Consider the following 18,132-nt stretch of genomic DNA (forward strand, 5'->3'; position numbering starts at 1 on the left):
TGTGCTTTCGCAGTGGAAGCGACCATGAACCATACTATCTGTTGCTTCGAGGAATTTCGCAATGTCGTATAGGCAAGAAGACGCGGATTTGTGCCCTGTGCGCAACTTTGCTTTCGTGAATGCGCAGGTGATATACCGGCGCCCGCTGACGGGAACGGCAAACTTGCGATTTATGAATGCCTCTTTGCGAACAAATTGCCGTTTTGAGTGCTCTATCTGAAAAGTTCGCAGGCCATCAGCCGGGACACAGCTAATCGGCCTTTTCATCCCTGGGACCAGTTCAGAACAATGCCAATAATGCCAACAACGACAACCACGCCGCCTTTTCTCCCTAGAATCTATTATGTCGACCCGCTTCTCGCGGGGCCGTCGACCGAAATTGAAAGCGTCCTGCAGCGATGCGTGGCGATGGGCTTTGATCACGTGCTCATGCCGCAACCCGCATCGGAACAATCGTTGCGACAACTGGCCGAGGCCTGCGCGCAGCGGCAACTCCGCCTGCTGGTCGACTTTGACGCCGGCGGCCTTGGCGCGGATGAAACGCTGGCGGCAACGCATCCGAACTGGTTTTCCGCTATCGGGCATGACGATGACTTGCCAGACCCCCGACGTACCCAGCCCTTGCGAACGACGCCCCGGTTTCGCTATGAGGACCCGAAGGTCATGCAGGAAGTCGCGGCGTACTGGCATCCGCGCATGCAGGCCATGCTCGATGCTGGTGTCGCGGGCTTTCGCTGCATCCGGCTTGCGGAGCCCAACGTGTCGTTCTGGTGTCACTTGATCAAAGTGGTGCGCGACGGCGCGCAGGCGAGCGGCAAGCCCGTGCGTTTTCTCGCGTGGACACCGGGCTGCACGCCGGAACAGATTGATGCGCTGGCCGGCTGCGATTTCGATGCGAGCTTTTCATCCGGAGCATGGTGGGATTACCGTTCGCGCTGGCTGGTGGAGGAACAGCAGCGGCTTTCACGCATCGGCCCGACGATTGCGTTTCCCGATAGTCCCGATGAGCCTGTCATCGGACGCGTTGCCGGCAACGAAGACGCCCCGGTGCAACAGCAAATTTATCGCCGCGCCTTGCGGCTGGCCGCGGCGACTGGTAACGGCATCCTGATTCCCATGGGATTCGAGTTCGGCGCCTCCGGTCTCACCGCGACAATTCCCGGCAACCGGCCGGATGAATTGCCGCAGGTACAGGCCAATGCACCTTTCGATTTGTCGGCCGAGATCGCCGAAGTCAATGCCTTCATTGCTGCCGATGGGGCGGCCTGCTACGGTCAGCCGGTACGGCTGCTGAGCAGCGTCGATGCCGACATCGCGGTCCTGCTGCGCGAGGCTGTAGATACGAGCGCATCCGACCGTGCGCTGATGATGGTGGCCAATGCCGATGCCCTGCACAGCTGCGTCCTGAACGAAAGCCAGTTGCTGGAACGCGCCGACGGTTATGTTCGCTATCAACGCTTGTGGCCACAAGGCGAGTCCGACCAGGGCAACCCGCAGCCAGAAACGCATCCACTGGAAATCGGCGGAGCAGACTTCCAGTTGTTTGCCGCCCATCGCATCCCGCCCATCCTGCTGCCGGTGCAGCGTGGCAAGCAGTCCATCACTGCCGCCGCACGTTTGCCGCGCATTGCCATTGAAGCGATTGAGCCGACGGTCGATGGCGGCAAGTTTCCGGTCAAGCGGACAATCGGTGATTCGGTAACCATCGAAGCCGACGTCTTTGCGGATGGTCATGACAAGCTCGCGGTGGCGGTATTGTGGCGCCCGGCCGATGAGGCGGAGTGGCGAGAGATTCGCATGCACCCCACTGAAAACGATCGCTGGGCCGCATCGCTGCCGTTGACCCGCATCGGCCGTTACCTGTTTGCCATCGAGGCATGGCGCGATGCTTTTGCCACCTACCGCGATGAACTGGAAAAGAAAACCGCCGCCGGTCTGAATGTCTCGCTGGAACTGGAAGAAGGACGCCTGCTGGTCGAATCCGCGCTGGCCCACGCGGAGCAAACCGATATTGGCGCGGCGCTGCCGACGTTGAAAGCGCTTGCCAAGTCACTCAAGGTGACCCAGACCCGCGACCAGGCCAAGGCCGCATCGAAAGATGCGGAAAGGATCGCGGCACTGCTGTCCGAACCGACCGCCGAAGCAATGCGCCTGGCCGATGCACGGCCCTTCGTCGTCCGTAGCGAACCGGTGATGCGGATCGACGTGGAACGCCGCGCGGCACGCTTTTCGAGCTGGTATGAACTGTTTCCCCGTTCACAGAGCGGTGACGCGGCGCGGCACGGCACGTTCGCCGACGTCGAAAAGCGCCTGCCCGCGATCCAGGCGATGGGCTTCGACACGCTTTACTTCACGCCTATCCACCCGATCGGCAAAAAGCACAGGAAAGGCCGCAACAACAGTCTGACACCCGGACCTGACGATCCGGGCAGTCCGTACGCGATCGGTTCCGAGGACGGCGGCCATGATGCGATCCATCCGCAGCTTGGCACGCTGGACGATTTCCGGCACCTGCGCGATGAAGCGGCACGCCATGGGCTGGAGCTGGCGCTCGACTTTGCGATCCAGTGTTCGCCCGACCATCCCTGGCTGAAGGAACATCCGGAATGGTTTGCATGGCGTCCCGACGGGTCGATCCGCTATGCGGAAAATCCGCCGAAAAAATATCAGGACATCGTCAACGTCGATTTCTATGCGGAGGGTGCGATACCCGGTCTGTGGATTGCGCTGCGCGACGCAGTGCTGTTCTGGGTCAGGGAAGGCGTACGCGTATTCCGCGTCGATAATCCGCACACCAAGCCGCTGCCGTTCTGGGAGTGGATGATCGCCGATATCCGCGGACGCTATCCGGACACCATCTTCCTGTCGGAAGCCTTCACCCGGCCGAAGATGATGTATCGTCTCGCCAAGGTAGGCTATTCGCAGTCGTACACGTACTTCACCTGGCGCAATACCAAGGAAGAGTTCATCGAGTACATGACCGAGCTGTCGACAACCAATGTGAGGGAATACTTCCGGCCGCACTTCTTTGTCAATACCCCCGACATCAATCCGGTCTTCCTGCAAAAGTCGGGGCGGCCCGGTTTCCTGATCCGTACCGCGCTGGCGACCACCTTGTCCGGCTTGTGGGGCATGTATAGCGGCTTCGAGTTGTGCGAGGCGACACCGGTACCGGGCAAGGAGGAATACCTGGATTCGGAAAAGTACGAGATACGCGCCTGGGACTGGCAGCGCCCCGGCAATATCATTCATGAAATCACGCAGCTCAATCGCATCCGTTCCGAGAACCCGGCACTGCAGACCCACCTCGGTATCCGCTTCCTGAACGCGTCGAATGACAATATCTTGTTCTTCGTCAAGTCCACGCCCCCTGCTGACAGCTGTCAGCATTTCGGTGACAACGTGATAATGGTAGCCATTAACCTGGATCCGTTCGCGGCGCATGAAGCGACGCTGGAACTGCCGCTATGGGAATTCGGCATTGCCGACGACGGAACACTGGAGGCCGATGACCTCGTGACCGGCGCGCGCATCGCCTGGCATGGCAAGTTCCAGCAACTGCGGCTGGATCCGTTTGTTTGTCCGTATGCCATCTGGCGCGTTAGACACAAGGGAGCTTAAGCATGGATCGCCGCAAGACAGCCCGTCCGACTACTGGTACGGCCACCGTCATATCGCCCAAGCGTTTCAGCGATGATCCGCACTGGTACAAGGATGCGGTCATTTACCAGGTGCACGTCAAGTCGTACTTCGATTCCAACAACGACGGCATCGGTGACTTCGCCGGCCTGATCGAGAAGCTCGACTATATTGCGGATCTTGGCGTCAATACGATCTGGTTGCTGCCGTTCTATCCGTCCCCGCGCCGTGACGACGGCTACGATATTGCCGAGTACCGCGGTGTCCATCCCGATTACGGCACCATGGCCGATGCGCGCCGCTTCATCGCGGAAGCGCATCGGCGCGGCCTGCGCGTCATTACCGAACTGGTCGTCAACCATACCTCGGACCAGCACCCCTGGTTCCAGCGGGCGCGCAAGGCCAAGCCCGGCTCGGCGGCACGCAATTTTTATGTCTGGTCCGACAACGACCAGGCCTACAGCGGCACGCGCATCATTTTTTGCGATACCGAAAAATCCAACTGGACCTGGGACCCGGTCGCCAACGCGTTTTACTGGCACCGTTTCTATTCGCACCAGCCGGACCTGAACTTTGACAATCCGCAAGTGCTGAAAGCCGTGCTGAGCGTGATGTCATTCTGGCTCGATCTTGGCGTCGACGGCCTGCGGCTGGACGCCGTGCCTTACCTGATCGAGCGCGAAGGCACCAGCAATGAAAACCTGCCGGAAACGCATGCCATCCTCAAGCGCATCCGCGAAGAGCTCGACCGTACCTTTCCGGGCCGGATGCTGCTGGCCGAAGCCAACATGTGGCCCGAGGACGTGCAGCAGTATTTTGGCGACAACGATGAATGCCACATGGCCTTCCATTTTCCGCTGATGCCGCGCATGTACATGGCGATCGCGCAGGAAGACCGCTTTCCGATCGCGGATATCCTGCGGCAGACGCCGGAGATTCCGAAGGACTGCCAGTGGGCGATCTTCCTGCGCAACCATGACGAACTGACCCTGGAAATGGTGACCGACCGGGAACGCGACTATCTGTGGAACCACTACGCGTCCGAGAAGCGCGCACGGATCAACCTCGGAATCCGTCGCCGGCTCCTGCCACTGCTGGAACGCGATCGTCGGCGCGCCGAACTTCTCAATAGCTTCCTGCTGTCGATGCCCGGCACGCCGGTCCTCTACTATGGCGACGAAATCGGCATGGGCGACAACATCCATCTGGGCGACCGCGATGGGGTGCGTACGCCGATGCAATGGACACCGGACCGTAACGGCGGCTTTTCGCGCGCCGACCCGGCGCGGCTGGTACTGCCGCCGATCATGGATCCAATGTATGGCTATGAAGCGGTCAACGTCGAAGCGCAGATGGGCGATCCGTATTCGTTGCTGAACTGGATGCGCCGCATGCTGGCGGTGCGCAAGCAGCATTGCGCATTCAGCCGCGGATCGCTGAGCCTGCTGAATCCGAGCAATCGCCGCATTCTCGCTTACCTGCGCGAATACCATCCCGAAGAAAGTGACGCAACCGAAACCATCCTGTGCGTGGCCAACGTATCGCGCTCCGCGCAGGCGGTCGAACTCGACCTGTCGAGCTATGCCGGACAAGTGCCGCTGGAAATGATCGGCGGCTCGGCATTTCCACCGATCGGCCAGTTACCCTATCTGCTGACGTTACCGCCTTACGGCTTTTACTGGTTCCTGCTGGCGACCAAGACCCGCATGCCTGCATGGCATACGCCCGCGCCCGAACCGCTGCCGGAACTGGCGACGCTGGTGCTGCGGCAGGGCATCATGGAAATCCTCGATCCGTCACGCCGTGCGATCCTGGAAAACGAAGCACTGCTTGCCTATCTGCCAAAACGGCGCTGGTACGCGGGCAAGCAGGAAAAACTGCGCTCGGTGCGCATTGCATTGGCAACCGGTCTGCCCGCTTCGCAGGTCCGTCCCAACATCATGCCCACCATGCTGGCGGAGATCGAAACCAAAACCGCGCATGGCACCGAGCGCTACCTGATGCCGCTCGGCTTTATCCGGGAAGAAGACATTGTCACCGCATTGCCGCAGCAGCTCGCGCTTGCGCGTGTGCGGCGCGGCCGTAACGTCGGATTGCTGACCGACGGTTTCGTGCTCGACTCCTTTGCTTACGTCATCATCGAATTATTGCGGGCGCAGGCAAAGGTTGCCTCGGAAGACGGCGAAATCTGTTTCATCCCGACTGGGGAACTGGACAAGATCGATATCGGCAAGGAACCGACGGTGCGGCGCATGTCGGCGGAACAATCCAACAGTTCGCTCATCCTTGAAGATGCGATGGTGCTCAAGGTGATCCGGCACATCCAGCCCGGTGTCCATCCGGAAGCGGAGATGGGTCGTTATCTCACCTCGCTCGGCTACGCCAATGCGCCACCCATGCTGGGCGAGGTCACGCGCATCGCCACCGATGGCACCCCGTACACGATGATCATGCTGCAGCGCTTTATCCACAATCAGGGCGATGCCTGGCAATGGATACTCGACACGCTGACACGCTGGATCCAGCAGACCACGATCACGGAAACGATCAGCGGTACCGAGACGACCACCGAACTGGCGGAGATGTCCAACCCGGGCGACGATCTGGTCGAAATTTCTGCAGTGCTTGGCCGTCGCCTCGGCGAAATGCACAACGCTCTGGCGACGCCGACGGATAACCCGGATTTCGCACCGGAGGCCGCGACCGCCGATGATGCGGAGGAATGGGCCGTTGGCGCACGCCGCCAGATCGAAGCGGCGTTTGCCGTCATGGCCAGCACGAAGGAGTGGAGCAATGACGCGGAAGCCAAGCGCGTGGAGCGCCTGATTGCTCAGCGCGAGCGTATCCTCGAGCGTGTCGACGCGTTGGCGGCGGCCGGTGTCGGCACATTGCGTATTCGTATCCATGGCGACTTCCATCTTGGTCAGGTGCTGGTAGCGCAAGGCGACGTCTACATCGTCGACTTCGAAGGCGAACCCGCCAAACCGCTTGACCAGCGTCGCGGGAAATCCAGCCCGCTGCGCGATGTTGCCGGCCTGTTACGCTCGTTCGACTATGCCGCTGCGTTTGCCGGCACATCCGGCCCGGCTGATCTGAGCGAATCGGCAGAGTTGCGCAAGCAGCAGATCCTGCGTGACTTCGGTCCGATGTGCCAGGACGCCTTCCTGCGCGGCTATCACGACGCGGTGTCGAATGGGCCGATGCAGATGTCCGAAGCGGCCGAGCGCAGCCTGACCCAGTTGTTTGTCCTGGAAAAAGCCGCCTATGAGGTGTGCTATGAGGCCGCCAATCGTCCGACCTGGATTCCGGTACCGGTCAATGGACTGGCGAAAATCGCTGACCAGCTACTAGGCAATCCAGCTACGACCGGTACCACCAGCACTACAGAAGGAGAACAGTCGAATGACTGATCGCATTGAAGAATTGACCGACGTTCACCAGAAGACGCTTGACGCCGTTTTGCATGGCTGCCTTTCCGACCCCTTTGCGGTGCTCGGCCCGCATCGCATGGAGGATCGCACAGTGGTGCGCACCTTCCAGCCGGGCGCGCGCGCGGTGGACATCGTTACCCGCGTGCCGGGCAATGACACGGCCGGCGAGCTGATCGAATCCTTGTATAACGTCAACCAGGCAGGTTTGTTCATCAGCGCGGCACCAGTCTCCATCAGTGGCGGCAATTATCTTTTACGCATTACCTGGCCCACCGCATCCGGCGGCGAGCATGTGCAATACACCGAAGATCCATACAGCTTCGGTCTGCTGCTGGGAGACCTCGATATTCATTTGCTGGCGGAAGGCAATCACCGCGAACTTGGACGTTGTCTTGGTGCCAATCCAATGGTGATTGGCGGCGTGGCGGGCACCCGCTTTGCGGTATGGGCGCCTAATGCGCGCCGCGTTTCGGTCGTCGGCGATTTCAATCTCTGGGATGGACGGCGTCATCCGATGCGGCGACGCATCGAAGCCGGGGTCTGGGAATTGTTCATCCCGCGCCTGCGCAGCGGTACCCGCTACCAGTACGAGATTGTCGGCGCTGACGGTAACGTACTGCCGCTGAAGGCTGATCCGGTCGCACGCGCGACCGAAGCGCCGCCGTCGACCGTTTCTGTTGTCGCCTCCGATGTGCCGTTCCGCTGGACCGACGACGCCTGGATGGCCGAACGCGCTCGGCGTCACGATATCGCCGCACCGATGTCGGTCTACGAGGTCCATGCTGGCTCCTGGCTGCGCATTCTTGAAGAAGAAAACCGCAGCCTGAACTGGCACGAACTGGGCGATCGCCTGATTCCATACGTTACCGGTATGGGGTTCACGCATATCGAATTTTTGCCGATCATGGAGCACCCGTTCGGCGGCTCCTGGGGTTACCAGCCGCTCGGCCTGTTTGCACCCAGTGCACGTTTCGGTTCACCGGCCGCCTTTGCTTCCTTTGTCGACCGCTGCCATGCGGCAGGCATCGGCGTGATCCTCGACTGGGTGCCGGCGCATTTCCCCTCCGACGAACACGGTCTCGTGCGCTTCGATGGTACCGCGCTGTACGAACACCAGGACCCGCGCGAAGGCTTTCACCAGGACTGGAATACGCTGATCTACAATCTCGGCCGCAATGAAGTGTGCGGCTTCCTGATCGCCAGCGCGCTGGAGTGGCTGGAGCATTACCATGTCGACGGCATCCGCGTCGACGCTGTCGCCTCCATGCTGTATCGCGACTACAGCCGCAATGCCGGTGAATGGATACCCAATATCCATGGCGGCCGGGAAAACCTGGAAGCTGTGGCTTTCCTGCGCAATCTCAACCAGGTGATACGCCAGCGCTGTCCGGGCGCGGTGATGATCGCCGAAGAGTCGACCGCATGGCCGGGCGTCTCCGCGCCGGTCGAAGAGGGTGGGCTCGGGTTTACGCACAAGTGGAACATGGGCTGGATGCATGACACCCTGCGTTACATGTCCTATGACCCGCTATATCGCCAGCATCATCATCACGACATGACTTTCGGCATGATCTACGCGTTCTCCGAAAAGTTTGTGCTGCCGATATCGCATGACGAGGTGGTGCATGGCAAGGGTTCGCTGCTCAACAAGATGCCTGGCGCCGATGTCGTGCAGCGACTGGCGAACCTGCGGGCCTATCTGGGCTTCATGTGGACCCATCCGGGCAAGAAACTACTGTTCATGGGTTGCGAGTTTGCCCAGGAAAAGGAATGGAACCACGACGCTTCGCCAGAGTGGAACCTGCTCGACGATCCGCGCCACCGTGGCGTGCAACGACTGGTACGCGACCTGAACCGTGTGTATGCGGCCGAGCCGGCACTGCATAAGACGGACTGCGTATCCGAAGGCTTTGCATGGGTCATCGGCGACGACAATTCCAACAGTGTCTTTGCCTATTTGCGCAAGGGTAATGAAGGCGATGCGCCCTTGCTGATTGTGCTGAACATGACTCCCGTCATGCGCGACGGCTATCGCATTGGTGTGCCGGAAGGACCGGGATTCAAGGCGGCGAGCTGGCGTGTCATCCTCAATTCGGATGCGGACGTGTATGGCGGTACTGGTGTCGACCGGGTCGAGTCTTTCGAAGTCGACAACCATCCGGCGCATGGCATGGCGCAATCTCTGGTATTGCGGCTGCCGCCGCTGTCCGCGATCGTCCTCAAGCCTGTGCATTGAACATGGTCAGTGTCCCGCTTCCCTTGCCTGCAATCGAACCGGGGGCATCGTATCCACTTGGCGCCACCTACGACGGCCAAGGAACCAACTTCGCTGTCTTTTCCGCCCATGCGGTCAAGATCGAGCTTTGCTTCTTCGATCCCAGTGGCAGGCACGAAGTCGCGCGTTGTGCACTCCCGGAATGCACCGATGAAGTCTGGCATGGCTACCTGCCCGGCGTACATGCGGGCGTGTTGTATGGCTACCGCGCCTACGGACCGTACCAGCCCGAACAGGGGCATCGCTTCAATCCGAACAAATTGCTGCTCGACCCCTATGCCAGAATGCTGCGCGGACAGGTGCGCTGGAGCGATAGCCTGTATGGCTATCGTTTTCATTCACCGCGCGCTGACCTGTCATTCGATCATCGCGACAGCGCACCGGCAATGCCGAAGGCGGTCGTCACCGATGCCAGCTTTCACTGGCATGGCGACAAGCCGCCCTCCGTGCCATGGGAAAAGACGGTGATCTATGAAACCCACGTGCGCGGCATGACACAGCTTGCGGAGGCGATTCCCGTTGGTGAGCGCGGCACGTTTTCCGGCCTGGCAAATCCCTACATCATCGATCATCTCGTCAAGCTGGGCGTGACGGCCGTCGAGCTGTTGCCGATCCATGCGATCCTGCAGGACCGGCGACTGGTCAGCAGCGGCCTCAGCAATTACTGGGGCTACAACACCCTGTCGTTCTTTGCGCCCGAGCCGCGTTATCTTGCGAGCGGCGCGCTCAACGAAATGCGGCACGCGGTGCGCCGGCTCCATGCAGCGGGCATCGAAGTCATTCTCGATGTGGTCTATAACCACACCTGCGAAGAAGGCGAGCTGGGGCCGACGATGTCGTTTCGCGGTTTCGACAATGCCAGTTATTACCGCTTGCATGCAGACAACCGCCGCCGCCATATCAACGATACAGGCTGCGGTAATACGCTGAACATGTCGCACCCGCGTGTGATCCAGATGGTAATGGATTCGCTGCGCTACTGGGTGCAGGAATTCCATGTCGACGGCTTCCGCTTCGATCTGGGCGCGACACTCGGACGTGAACACCATGGCTTCGACCCGGGGGCCGGTTTTTTCGACGCCTTGTTGCAGGACCCGGTATTGGCGAAAGTGAAGCTGATTTCCGAACCCTGGGATATCGGTCCGGGTGGTTATCAGGTCGGTAACCATCCGGCAGGCGTGGCCGAATGGAATGACCGTTTCCGCGATGATGTGCGTAGCTTCTGGCGCGGCGATGCCGGCATGCGCGGCGCGGTGGCCGGGCGCCTGCTGGGTTCAGCGGACCTGTTCAATCATCATCGCCGTCGCTCCTGGGCATCGGTCAACTTTGTGACTGCGCATGACGGATTTACGCTGCAAGACCTGGTGAGCTATACGCATAAATACAATCAGGCCAATGGCGAAGACAACCGCGATGGCACCAACGAAAACCGCAGTGCCAACTGGGGCAAGGAAGGACCGACCCATGACCGTGCGGTGCTCGCCACGCGGGAAAAAGTCAAGCGCGCGATGCTGATGACGCTGCTGCTTTCCCACGGCACGCCGATGCTGCTTGGTGGCGACGAATTCGGCCGCACGCAGATGGGCAATAACAATCCGTATTGCCAGGATAACGAGATCTCCTGGTTCGACTGGAGCCTGGCCGACACTCCGGAGGGCAAGGCACTGCTCGATTTCACGCGGCGCTGCATTGCCGCCAGACGGGCACTGCCGACCTTGCGTAATAGCCGGTTCCTGAAGCCGACATCGAAAACCCTGCACGGCCTGCCCGATATCAGCTGGTTCGATGAAACCGGCAACGAGATGACTCCGGAAAGATGGCATTTTGCCGAGGGTCGTCTGCTTGCGCTGCGGCGCATTTCCAGCAACATGCAATCCGGATCGCTATCCGCATCCCTGTTGTTGCTGAACGCGTTTTCGGAAGACCGGGATTTCACCCTGCCGCAGCCCACGATGCCGTGGCGCCTGCTGATCGATGCCGCCGAACATAGGCAGCACCACGGAATGCTCGGTAAACCCGAAAGCAACATGATCAACGTCGCCGCGCATAGCGCGGTCTTACTGGTGGCCGACAATGTCAACATTTGAGTATTCCTATGGCGCGCAATTGATGGCGCCGAACCGCACCCGCTTTCGCCTCTGGGCACCAAGCAAACAAAAGATCAATGTCGAGATCGACGGCATGCCGCCGGTTGCCATGAACAAGCTGGACGATGGCTGGTTCGAAGCGGAGGCTGCCTGCGGCGCCGGCACGCTTTACAAGTACCGCGTTAGTGACGACCTTGCGGTGCCCGATCCTGCATCGCGTGCGCAGGCCGGCGATGTGCATGACGCCAGTATCGTGTGCGACCCGCACTTCTACCAATGGCAGTGCAAGGACTGGAAGGGGCGTCCGTGGCATGAAACCGTGCTGTATGAATTGCACGTCGGCGCGCTTGGCGGCTTCGAGGGCGTCAGTAACCAGCTGGCGGCACTGGCCGACCTCGGCATTACCGCCATTGAACTGATGCCGGTCGCCGATTTCCCTGGCCCGCGCAACTGGGGTTACGACGGTGTGCTGCCGTATGCGCCGGACAAGGCGTATGGCACACCCGAGCAACTCAAGGCACTGGTCGATAAAGCCCATGACCTGGGGATCATGGTATTTCTTGACGTGGTGTACAACCATTTTGGTCCTGACGGCAATTACCTCGGTGCCTACGCGGAAGCGTTCTTCCGCGATGACATCAAGACACCATGGGGACAGGCAATCGATTTCCGGCGCAAGCAGGTGCGCGATTTTTTCACCGAGAACGCGATCTACTGGCTGCAGGAATATCGCTTCGACGGATTGCGCTTCGATGCGGTGCATGCGATCAGTGAAAAGGACTGGCTGATCGAGATGTCAGAACGCGTCCGTGCGGCCATACCGCGCGACAGGCACATACACCTGGTGCTCGAGAATGACGACAATTCCGCCATGCTGCTGGAGCGCACCGCAACCGGTTTGTTCGATGCGCAATGGAATGACGACATGCATCATGCTCTGCATGTGATGCTGACCGGCGAAAAGGAAGGCTACTACGCGGGCTACATCAATCAGCCGGAAGAAAAGCTGGCGCGCGGACTCGCCGAAGGTTTCATATATCAAGGCGAGACCTCGCTGTACCCGGGTGGCGCGCTGCGTGGCGAACCGAGCGCGCATTTGCCGCCGACTTCCTTTGTGAACTTCCTGCAAAATCACGATCAGATTGGCAACCGCGCCTTCGGCGAGCGCTTGACTACGCTGGCCAATCCGCATGCCTTGCGCGCGGCAAGCGCCTTGCTGTTGTTGGCGCCGCAGATTCCGATGCTGTTCATGGGAGAAGAATTTGGCGCCACCCAGCCCTTCCTGTATTTCACCAGCCACCTGACTCCGGAACTGGCGGATGCGGTGCGCAACGGTCGCCGCGAGGAGTTCGCACGCTTCAATGCATTCAGCGATCCGGCCTTGCGCGAGCGTATCCCCGATCCAAATGCCGAACAAACCTTCCTGAATTCGATACCTGTTGCCGACAGCGAACTCGCGGGATCCTGGCGCGACTGGACGAAAGCCATGCTCACCATCCGGCGAGAGGAAATTGTTCCGCGCCTGCAAGGCGCACAGTCGCTCGATACACGGATCGTCGGTCCGCGGGCGATCAAGGTACGTTGGACCATGGGCGATGGCACCGTCCTGATGATCGCGGTCAATCTGTCGGATCAACCGGTCGTCATCAGCTATGACCATCTGGCCGATGGCCAGGGTGGGACCATCCTTTACGCGAGCGATGGCGTGGAAGACGCCGTTCCCTCCAACCAGTTGCCGGCGCACGCCTGCATCGCCGTGCTGGAAAAAGAGCAAGGGGCGGAATCATGAGCGATCAGCACGTACTTGAACTGGCGCGCGCTGCCGGCCTGGCGCAGGACTGGACCAGCGCGAATGGCCAGCCGATGAAGGTAAGTCCGGACGCACTGCGTACCATCTTGGAAGCGCTCGGTTACCCATGCACGACAGAGCAGCAGTGCCATGACAGTATGGCCGCGCTCACCGCCCTCAGCAGCGGCGACATTATTCCACCATTGTTGACAGGCACAGTCGGGCACGGGTTGCGCATCGGCCCGGTGAACCGGCTTGCCGGTCTCAATTTTCACATCGAACTGGAAGACGGCGAACAGGTTGACGGACGCTTTCCCGACGATATGTCGTCGGGAGCCGAACTGCCAGCGATCGACCGATTCGGCTATCACCGCTTGCTGGCCGGAGACTCGGAGATCACCCTGGCGATTGCGCCGCCGCGTTGTTTCGGTGTCGCCGATGCGCTGGCTGGTACCGATACCACTGCCGACCCGCGCCTGTGGGGACTCGGCGTGCAACTGTATTCGCTTCGTCGGCAAGGCGACGGCGGGATTGGCGATTTCACCGGCTTGTCCACGCTGGTCCGCGCGGCCGCCGCGAAGGGCGCGGCAGCGGTCGCCATCAGTCCCGTGCATGCAATGTTCAGCGCAGACGTTCACCGCTTCAGTCCTTATGGTCCGTCGAGCCGACTGTTCCTGAATGCTCTGCATATCGATCCGGCATCAGTGCTTGGAGGGAACGCCATGAACGCCGCGCTCGATGCATTGGGCAATGATGCACGTACGCGCCTCGCGCATCTCGAACAGGAAGAATTAATCGACTGGCCGGTTGCGGCGGAATTGCGATTGTCCATCTTGCGCAAGTTATATGCGCAATTCCAGTCCGGCGCAGCGGATGCGGAGTTCGAGGAATTTCGTCGCGCCGGCGGCGGCGCCTTGCAGGACCATGCGCGCTTTGAAGCCTTGCATGCATGGCGGCTGGCGCGTGGCGAGGACGGCTACTGGCAACACTGGCCGGAAGGCTTGCGCAATCCACGCGCCGCCGATGTGGACGCCTTTGCGCGGCAGCATGCAAGCGAAGTCGGGTTTCACGAATTCCTGCAATGGCAGGCCGCACGCGGATTGCAAGGCGCGCAGCGGGCAGGTCGCGACGCCGGCATGCCCATCGGCCTGATCGCCGATCTTGCCGTTGGTGCAGATACCGGAGGAAGCCAGGCATGGAGCCGGCAGTCCGAAATCATCAACGGCTTGTCGGTCGGCGCCCCGCCGGACCTGCTCAACACGCGCGGACAGAGCTGGGGACTGGGTGCCTTTTCACCGCATGCGATGAAGGCCAAGGGATTCGGCGCGTATATCGAAATGTTGCGTGCAACCTTTGCCTATGCGGGTGGTGCGCGAATTGACCATGTGCTCGGGCTTGGCCGCCTGTGGCTGGTGCCGCACGGTGCAAGCGCTGAACATGGCGCCTACCTGCAATATCCGATGCAAGACCTGCTGCGCCTGATCGCGCTCGAATCCTGGCGGCATCGCGCCATCGTGATCGGTGAAGACCTCGGTACCGTCCCGGAGGGTTTCGATACCCAGCTGGCACAGGCGGGATTGCTTGGTATCCGCGTACTGATGTTTCAGCGTCATGGCGACCGCTTCCTGCGGCCGGACGAATGGCCGCGTCACGCGATCGCAACCACCACCACGCACGACTTGCCGACCATCGCCGGCTGGTGGCAGGAGCGCGACATCGACTGGCGCACCAAACTCGATTTGCATGAGCCGGGGCAAAGCGATGCGGACGCACGCCAGATGCGCGCGCACGAACGCAGCTTGCTGTGGCAGGCGATGAAGGAAGCCGGGCAGGCGCATGGCGACGTGCCCGATGTGCAGTCACTGGCTGCGCTGGACGCAGCAGTCGGATTCATGTCCGCCACCCCCGCGCCGCTGGCCATGCTGCCGGTGGAAGATGCGATTGGCTTGCCGGAGCAACCTAACCTGCCTGGCACCGTCGACATCCATCCCAACTGGCGCCGCCGCCTGCCGCAGCCGGTTGATGTGCTGATGGACGATCCCGCGGTCGCGTCCCGGCTTTCCATTCTGAATCAGACACGTTCAATCAAGAGGCAAACCTGATGTCCATCCCGCGCGCCACTGCCCGATTGCAGTTGCATAAAGACTTTACGTTCGACCAGGCGGCCGAAGTGTTGCCGTATTACGCATCGCTCGGCATCAGTCATATCTATGCATCGCCCATCCTTACCGCGCGCAGCGGCTCGACGCATGGCTACGATATCGTCGATCCGACGCGCATCAATCCGGAACTCGGCGGCGAAGAAGGCTTCCGTCGCTTTGTTGCCCGCATCCGTGCGGCCGGCATGGGGCTGATTCTTGACATCGTGCCCAATCATATGGGAGTCGGTCCGGAAAACCCGTGGTGGCAGCATGTGCTCGAATGGGGGCAGGGCAGTCCCTATGCGCGCTGGTTCGATATTGACTGGCACCCGGCCGACGAGACGCTGCAAGGCAAGGTGATGGCGCCTTTTCTCGGGCAACCCTATGGCGATGTACTCGCCGCCGGGGACATCAAACTGCAGTTCGATGCCACGCGCGGCAAGTTCTTCGCCGCTTATTATTCGCACCGATTTCCGATTGGACCGGCAGGCTATGCCGGCGTCCTGCGCTCGGCCGGATCGGACAGCCTGATATCTGCGATTGCCGCGTTTGAAGAAGGAAGAGACGAAAACGGTGGCATTAGCCAGCAGAATGCCGATATGGGCTTCGGTCAGCTGCGCGAGGCCGGTCGCACGCCGGAAGGCGCTGCCGCGATTGAGGCTGCGATCGGCGCGTACGACGCGACCACGCCGCAAGGCTTGAATGCGCTGCATGCCTTGCTGGAACAACAGCATTACCGGCTCGCGTGGTGGCGTTGCGCGGCCGATGGCATAAACTGGAGGCGCTTTTTTGAGGTGACCGACCTTGCGGGTGTCAGGGTTGAGCAGGATGACGTGTTCGAAGCGACGCATGCCCTGATTTTCCGTCTTTACACCGAAGGCCTGATCGACGGTGTGCGCATCGACCATGTCGATGGACTGGCCGACCCCGGTGCCTATTGCCGCAAGCTACGTCGCCGGCTACAGGCGCTGACTTCCCAGCGTCCGCCTGAACTACCGCCCGCACCGGCCTACATCATTGTTGAAAAGATTCTCGCCAATAACGAGCACCTCAGAGAAAACTGGGAGATCGACGGCACCAGCGGCTATGACTTCATGGACCGCGTTGGCGCCTTGCTGCACGACCCTGCGGGCGCGGCGCCGCTGTCCGCGCTATGGACAGAGCTTACCGGCCAGGACAAGGATTTTCATGCGGAAGTAAGGGAAGCCCGGCGGCAATTGCTGGCCAATAATCTGGCAGGGGAATTTGAAGCCGCGTCGCGCGCATTGCATGCCGTGGCCCGCACCGACCTGCGCACGCGCGACTTTTCGCTTGGCGCGATCCGCCGCGTGTTTCACGAATTGCTGGTGCATTTTCCGGTCTATCGGACCTATGCGGATAGTAATGGCCGTGACGATCTCGACCAGGAAGTCATCGATCGCGCGCTGGAGCAGGCACGCCACAGTGTCGACCGCACCGAAGGTCCGCTGCTCGATGTGATTGCACGCTGGCTGGGCGGCGACGCACCGCGCGATTCGGCCAATCCGCGTGTGCGCAACCTGCACCAGCGCGCCATCACCCGCTTCCAGCAACTGACGCCGCCGCTGGCCGCCAAGTCGGTGGAAGACACGGCGTTTTATCGCTACGGAAGACTGTTGTCACGCAATGAAGTCGGCTCCGACCCCGAGCAGTTTTCCGTCGATGTGAATGAGTTCCACGAAGGGAACAAAATTCGCGCAACGCGGTTTCCTTCGTCCATGCTGGCGACGGCGACGCACGACCACAAGCGAGGCGAAGATGTGCGTACCCGGCTCTCGGTGCTGAGTGAACTGCCGGAGGAGTGGGCAAAGCGGGTGCGTGAATGGATGCACATGAACGCGCCGTTACGCAGCAGCGCCACGTCTGACAACGGGGCCGATCCTTCGACTGCGCCGCACCCCGCCGATGAACTGATGCTGTATCAGATGCTGGCCGGTGCCTGGCCCATCGGCCTTGATCCGAATGATAGTGACGGTGTCGCGCAATTCGCCGAGCGCATTGAACGCTGGCAGACCAAGGCACTGCGCGAAGCGAAGCAGGTGAGTGACTGGGTGCTGCCGAATGAAGAATACGAGGCGGCATGCAAGCGCTTTCTGTACGCGGTACTCAAGGCAGGGCCGGGCAATAGCTTCCTTTCGCAACTGGTGGCTTGGGTGAATCACATTACGCCGGCGGGCGCTGCGAAAAGCCTGACGCAGAGCGTGTTGCGAATGACCTCGCCGGGTATGCCGGACCTGTACCAGGGAACCGATTTCTGGGACTTCAGCCTGGTCGATCCGGATAACCGGCGCCCGGTGGATTACGCAGCGCGCACGCAGGCCTTGTCCGCTGCGGATAAAAACATCACCGATATCGCAGGATGGCAGTCCGGCGCGATCAAGCAAGCGATCATCCGGCACACCCTGCAATTGCGCGCACGAGAACAGGATCTCTTTGCGCGCGGGACCTACCTGGCGCTGCAGATAGAGGGTACGGCTGCACGGCATGTCATGGGATTCGCGCGGCAGATGCAGGAGCGCACGGCGATCGTTATCGCTGCACACCGGCCGGCGACGCTGATGGGTGGCAGCGCAGGCCCGGTTATCCCGGTAGACGCGTGGCAGGATACGATGCTTCTGTTTCCTGCCGCTGCCAGTTCGACGTGGATGGACATCTATACCGGACGTACCATCAAGGTCGAGTCCGGCAAACTGCGGCTCGGTGAAGCGCTTGCAAGTCTGCCCGTTGCAGTGCTCGTCCCGGCGTAGTGGTC

General features: G+C 60.8%; 7 protein-coding genes. All 7 read left to right on the forward strand.

Annotated elements, in window-relative coordinates:
- Nucleotides 1–297 precede the first annotated feature (297 nt).
- From ACFQUU_RS02260 to treY, 7 genes are read left to right on the forward strand one after another with little or no spacing between them, the layout of a single operon-like run.
- Nucleotides 298–3,621: a maltotransferase domain-containing protein gene (locus ACFQUU_RS02260; RefSeq protein WP_382241990.1), complete on the forward strand. Its 3,324-nt coding sequence runs from the start codon at nt 298–300 to the stop codon at nt 3,619–3,621.
- Between the two features lie 2 nt (nt 3,622–3,623).
- Entirely contained in the window at nt 3,624–7,049 is a 3,426-nt protein-coding gene (gene treS, locus ACFQUU_RS02265; RefSeq protein ID WP_382241993.1) for a maltose alpha-D-glucosyltransferase, read from the forward strand.
- A complete protein-coding gene (gene glgB, locus ACFQUU_RS02270; RefSeq protein WP_382241996.1) occupies nt 7,042–9,306 on the forward strand; it encodes a 1,4-alpha-glucan branching protein GlgB in 2,265 nt (754 codons plus the stop codon). Before treS ends, glgB begins: the two co-directional genes overlap by 8 nt.
- A gap of 2 nt (nt 9,307–9,308) precedes the next feature.
- Complete coding sequence (gene glgX, locus ACFQUU_RS02275) at nt 9,309–11,432, forward strand: glycogen debranching protein GlgX (RefSeq protein WP_382241999.1); 2,124 nt, start codon at nt 9,309–9,311, stop codon at nt 11,430–11,432.
- Entirely contained in the window at nt 11,419–13,221 is a 1,803-nt protein-coding gene (treZ, locus tag ACFQUU_RS02280) for a malto-oligosyltrehalose trehalohydrolase (RefSeq protein WP_382242002.1), read from the forward strand. Before glgX ends, treZ begins: the two co-directional genes overlap by 14 nt.
- Complete coding sequence (gene malQ, locus ACFQUU_RS02285) at nt 13,218–15,323, forward strand: 4-alpha-glucanotransferase (RefSeq protein WP_382242005.1); 2,106 nt, start codon at nt 13,218–13,220, stop codon at nt 15,321–15,323. Before treZ ends, malQ begins: the two co-directional genes overlap by 4 nt.
- The gene (gene treY / locus ACFQUU_RS02290; protein ID WP_382242009.1) at nt 15,323–18,127 is read left to right on the forward strand and encodes a malto-oligosyltrehalose synthase; all 2,805 of its coding nucleotides are present in this window, start codon (nt 15,323–15,325) and stop codon (nt 18,125–18,127) included. The genes malQ and treY overlap by 1 nt, the downstream gene beginning before the upstream one ends.
- Nucleotides 18,128–18,132: the final 5 nt, after the last annotated feature.

The sequence above is a fragment of the Herbaspirillum sp. GCM10030257 genome, assembly GCF_042666555.1.
In the GTDB taxonomy this organism is placed as follows: domain Bacteria; phylum Pseudomonadota; class Gammaproteobacteria; order Burkholderiales; family Burkholderiaceae_D; genus Noviherbaspirillum.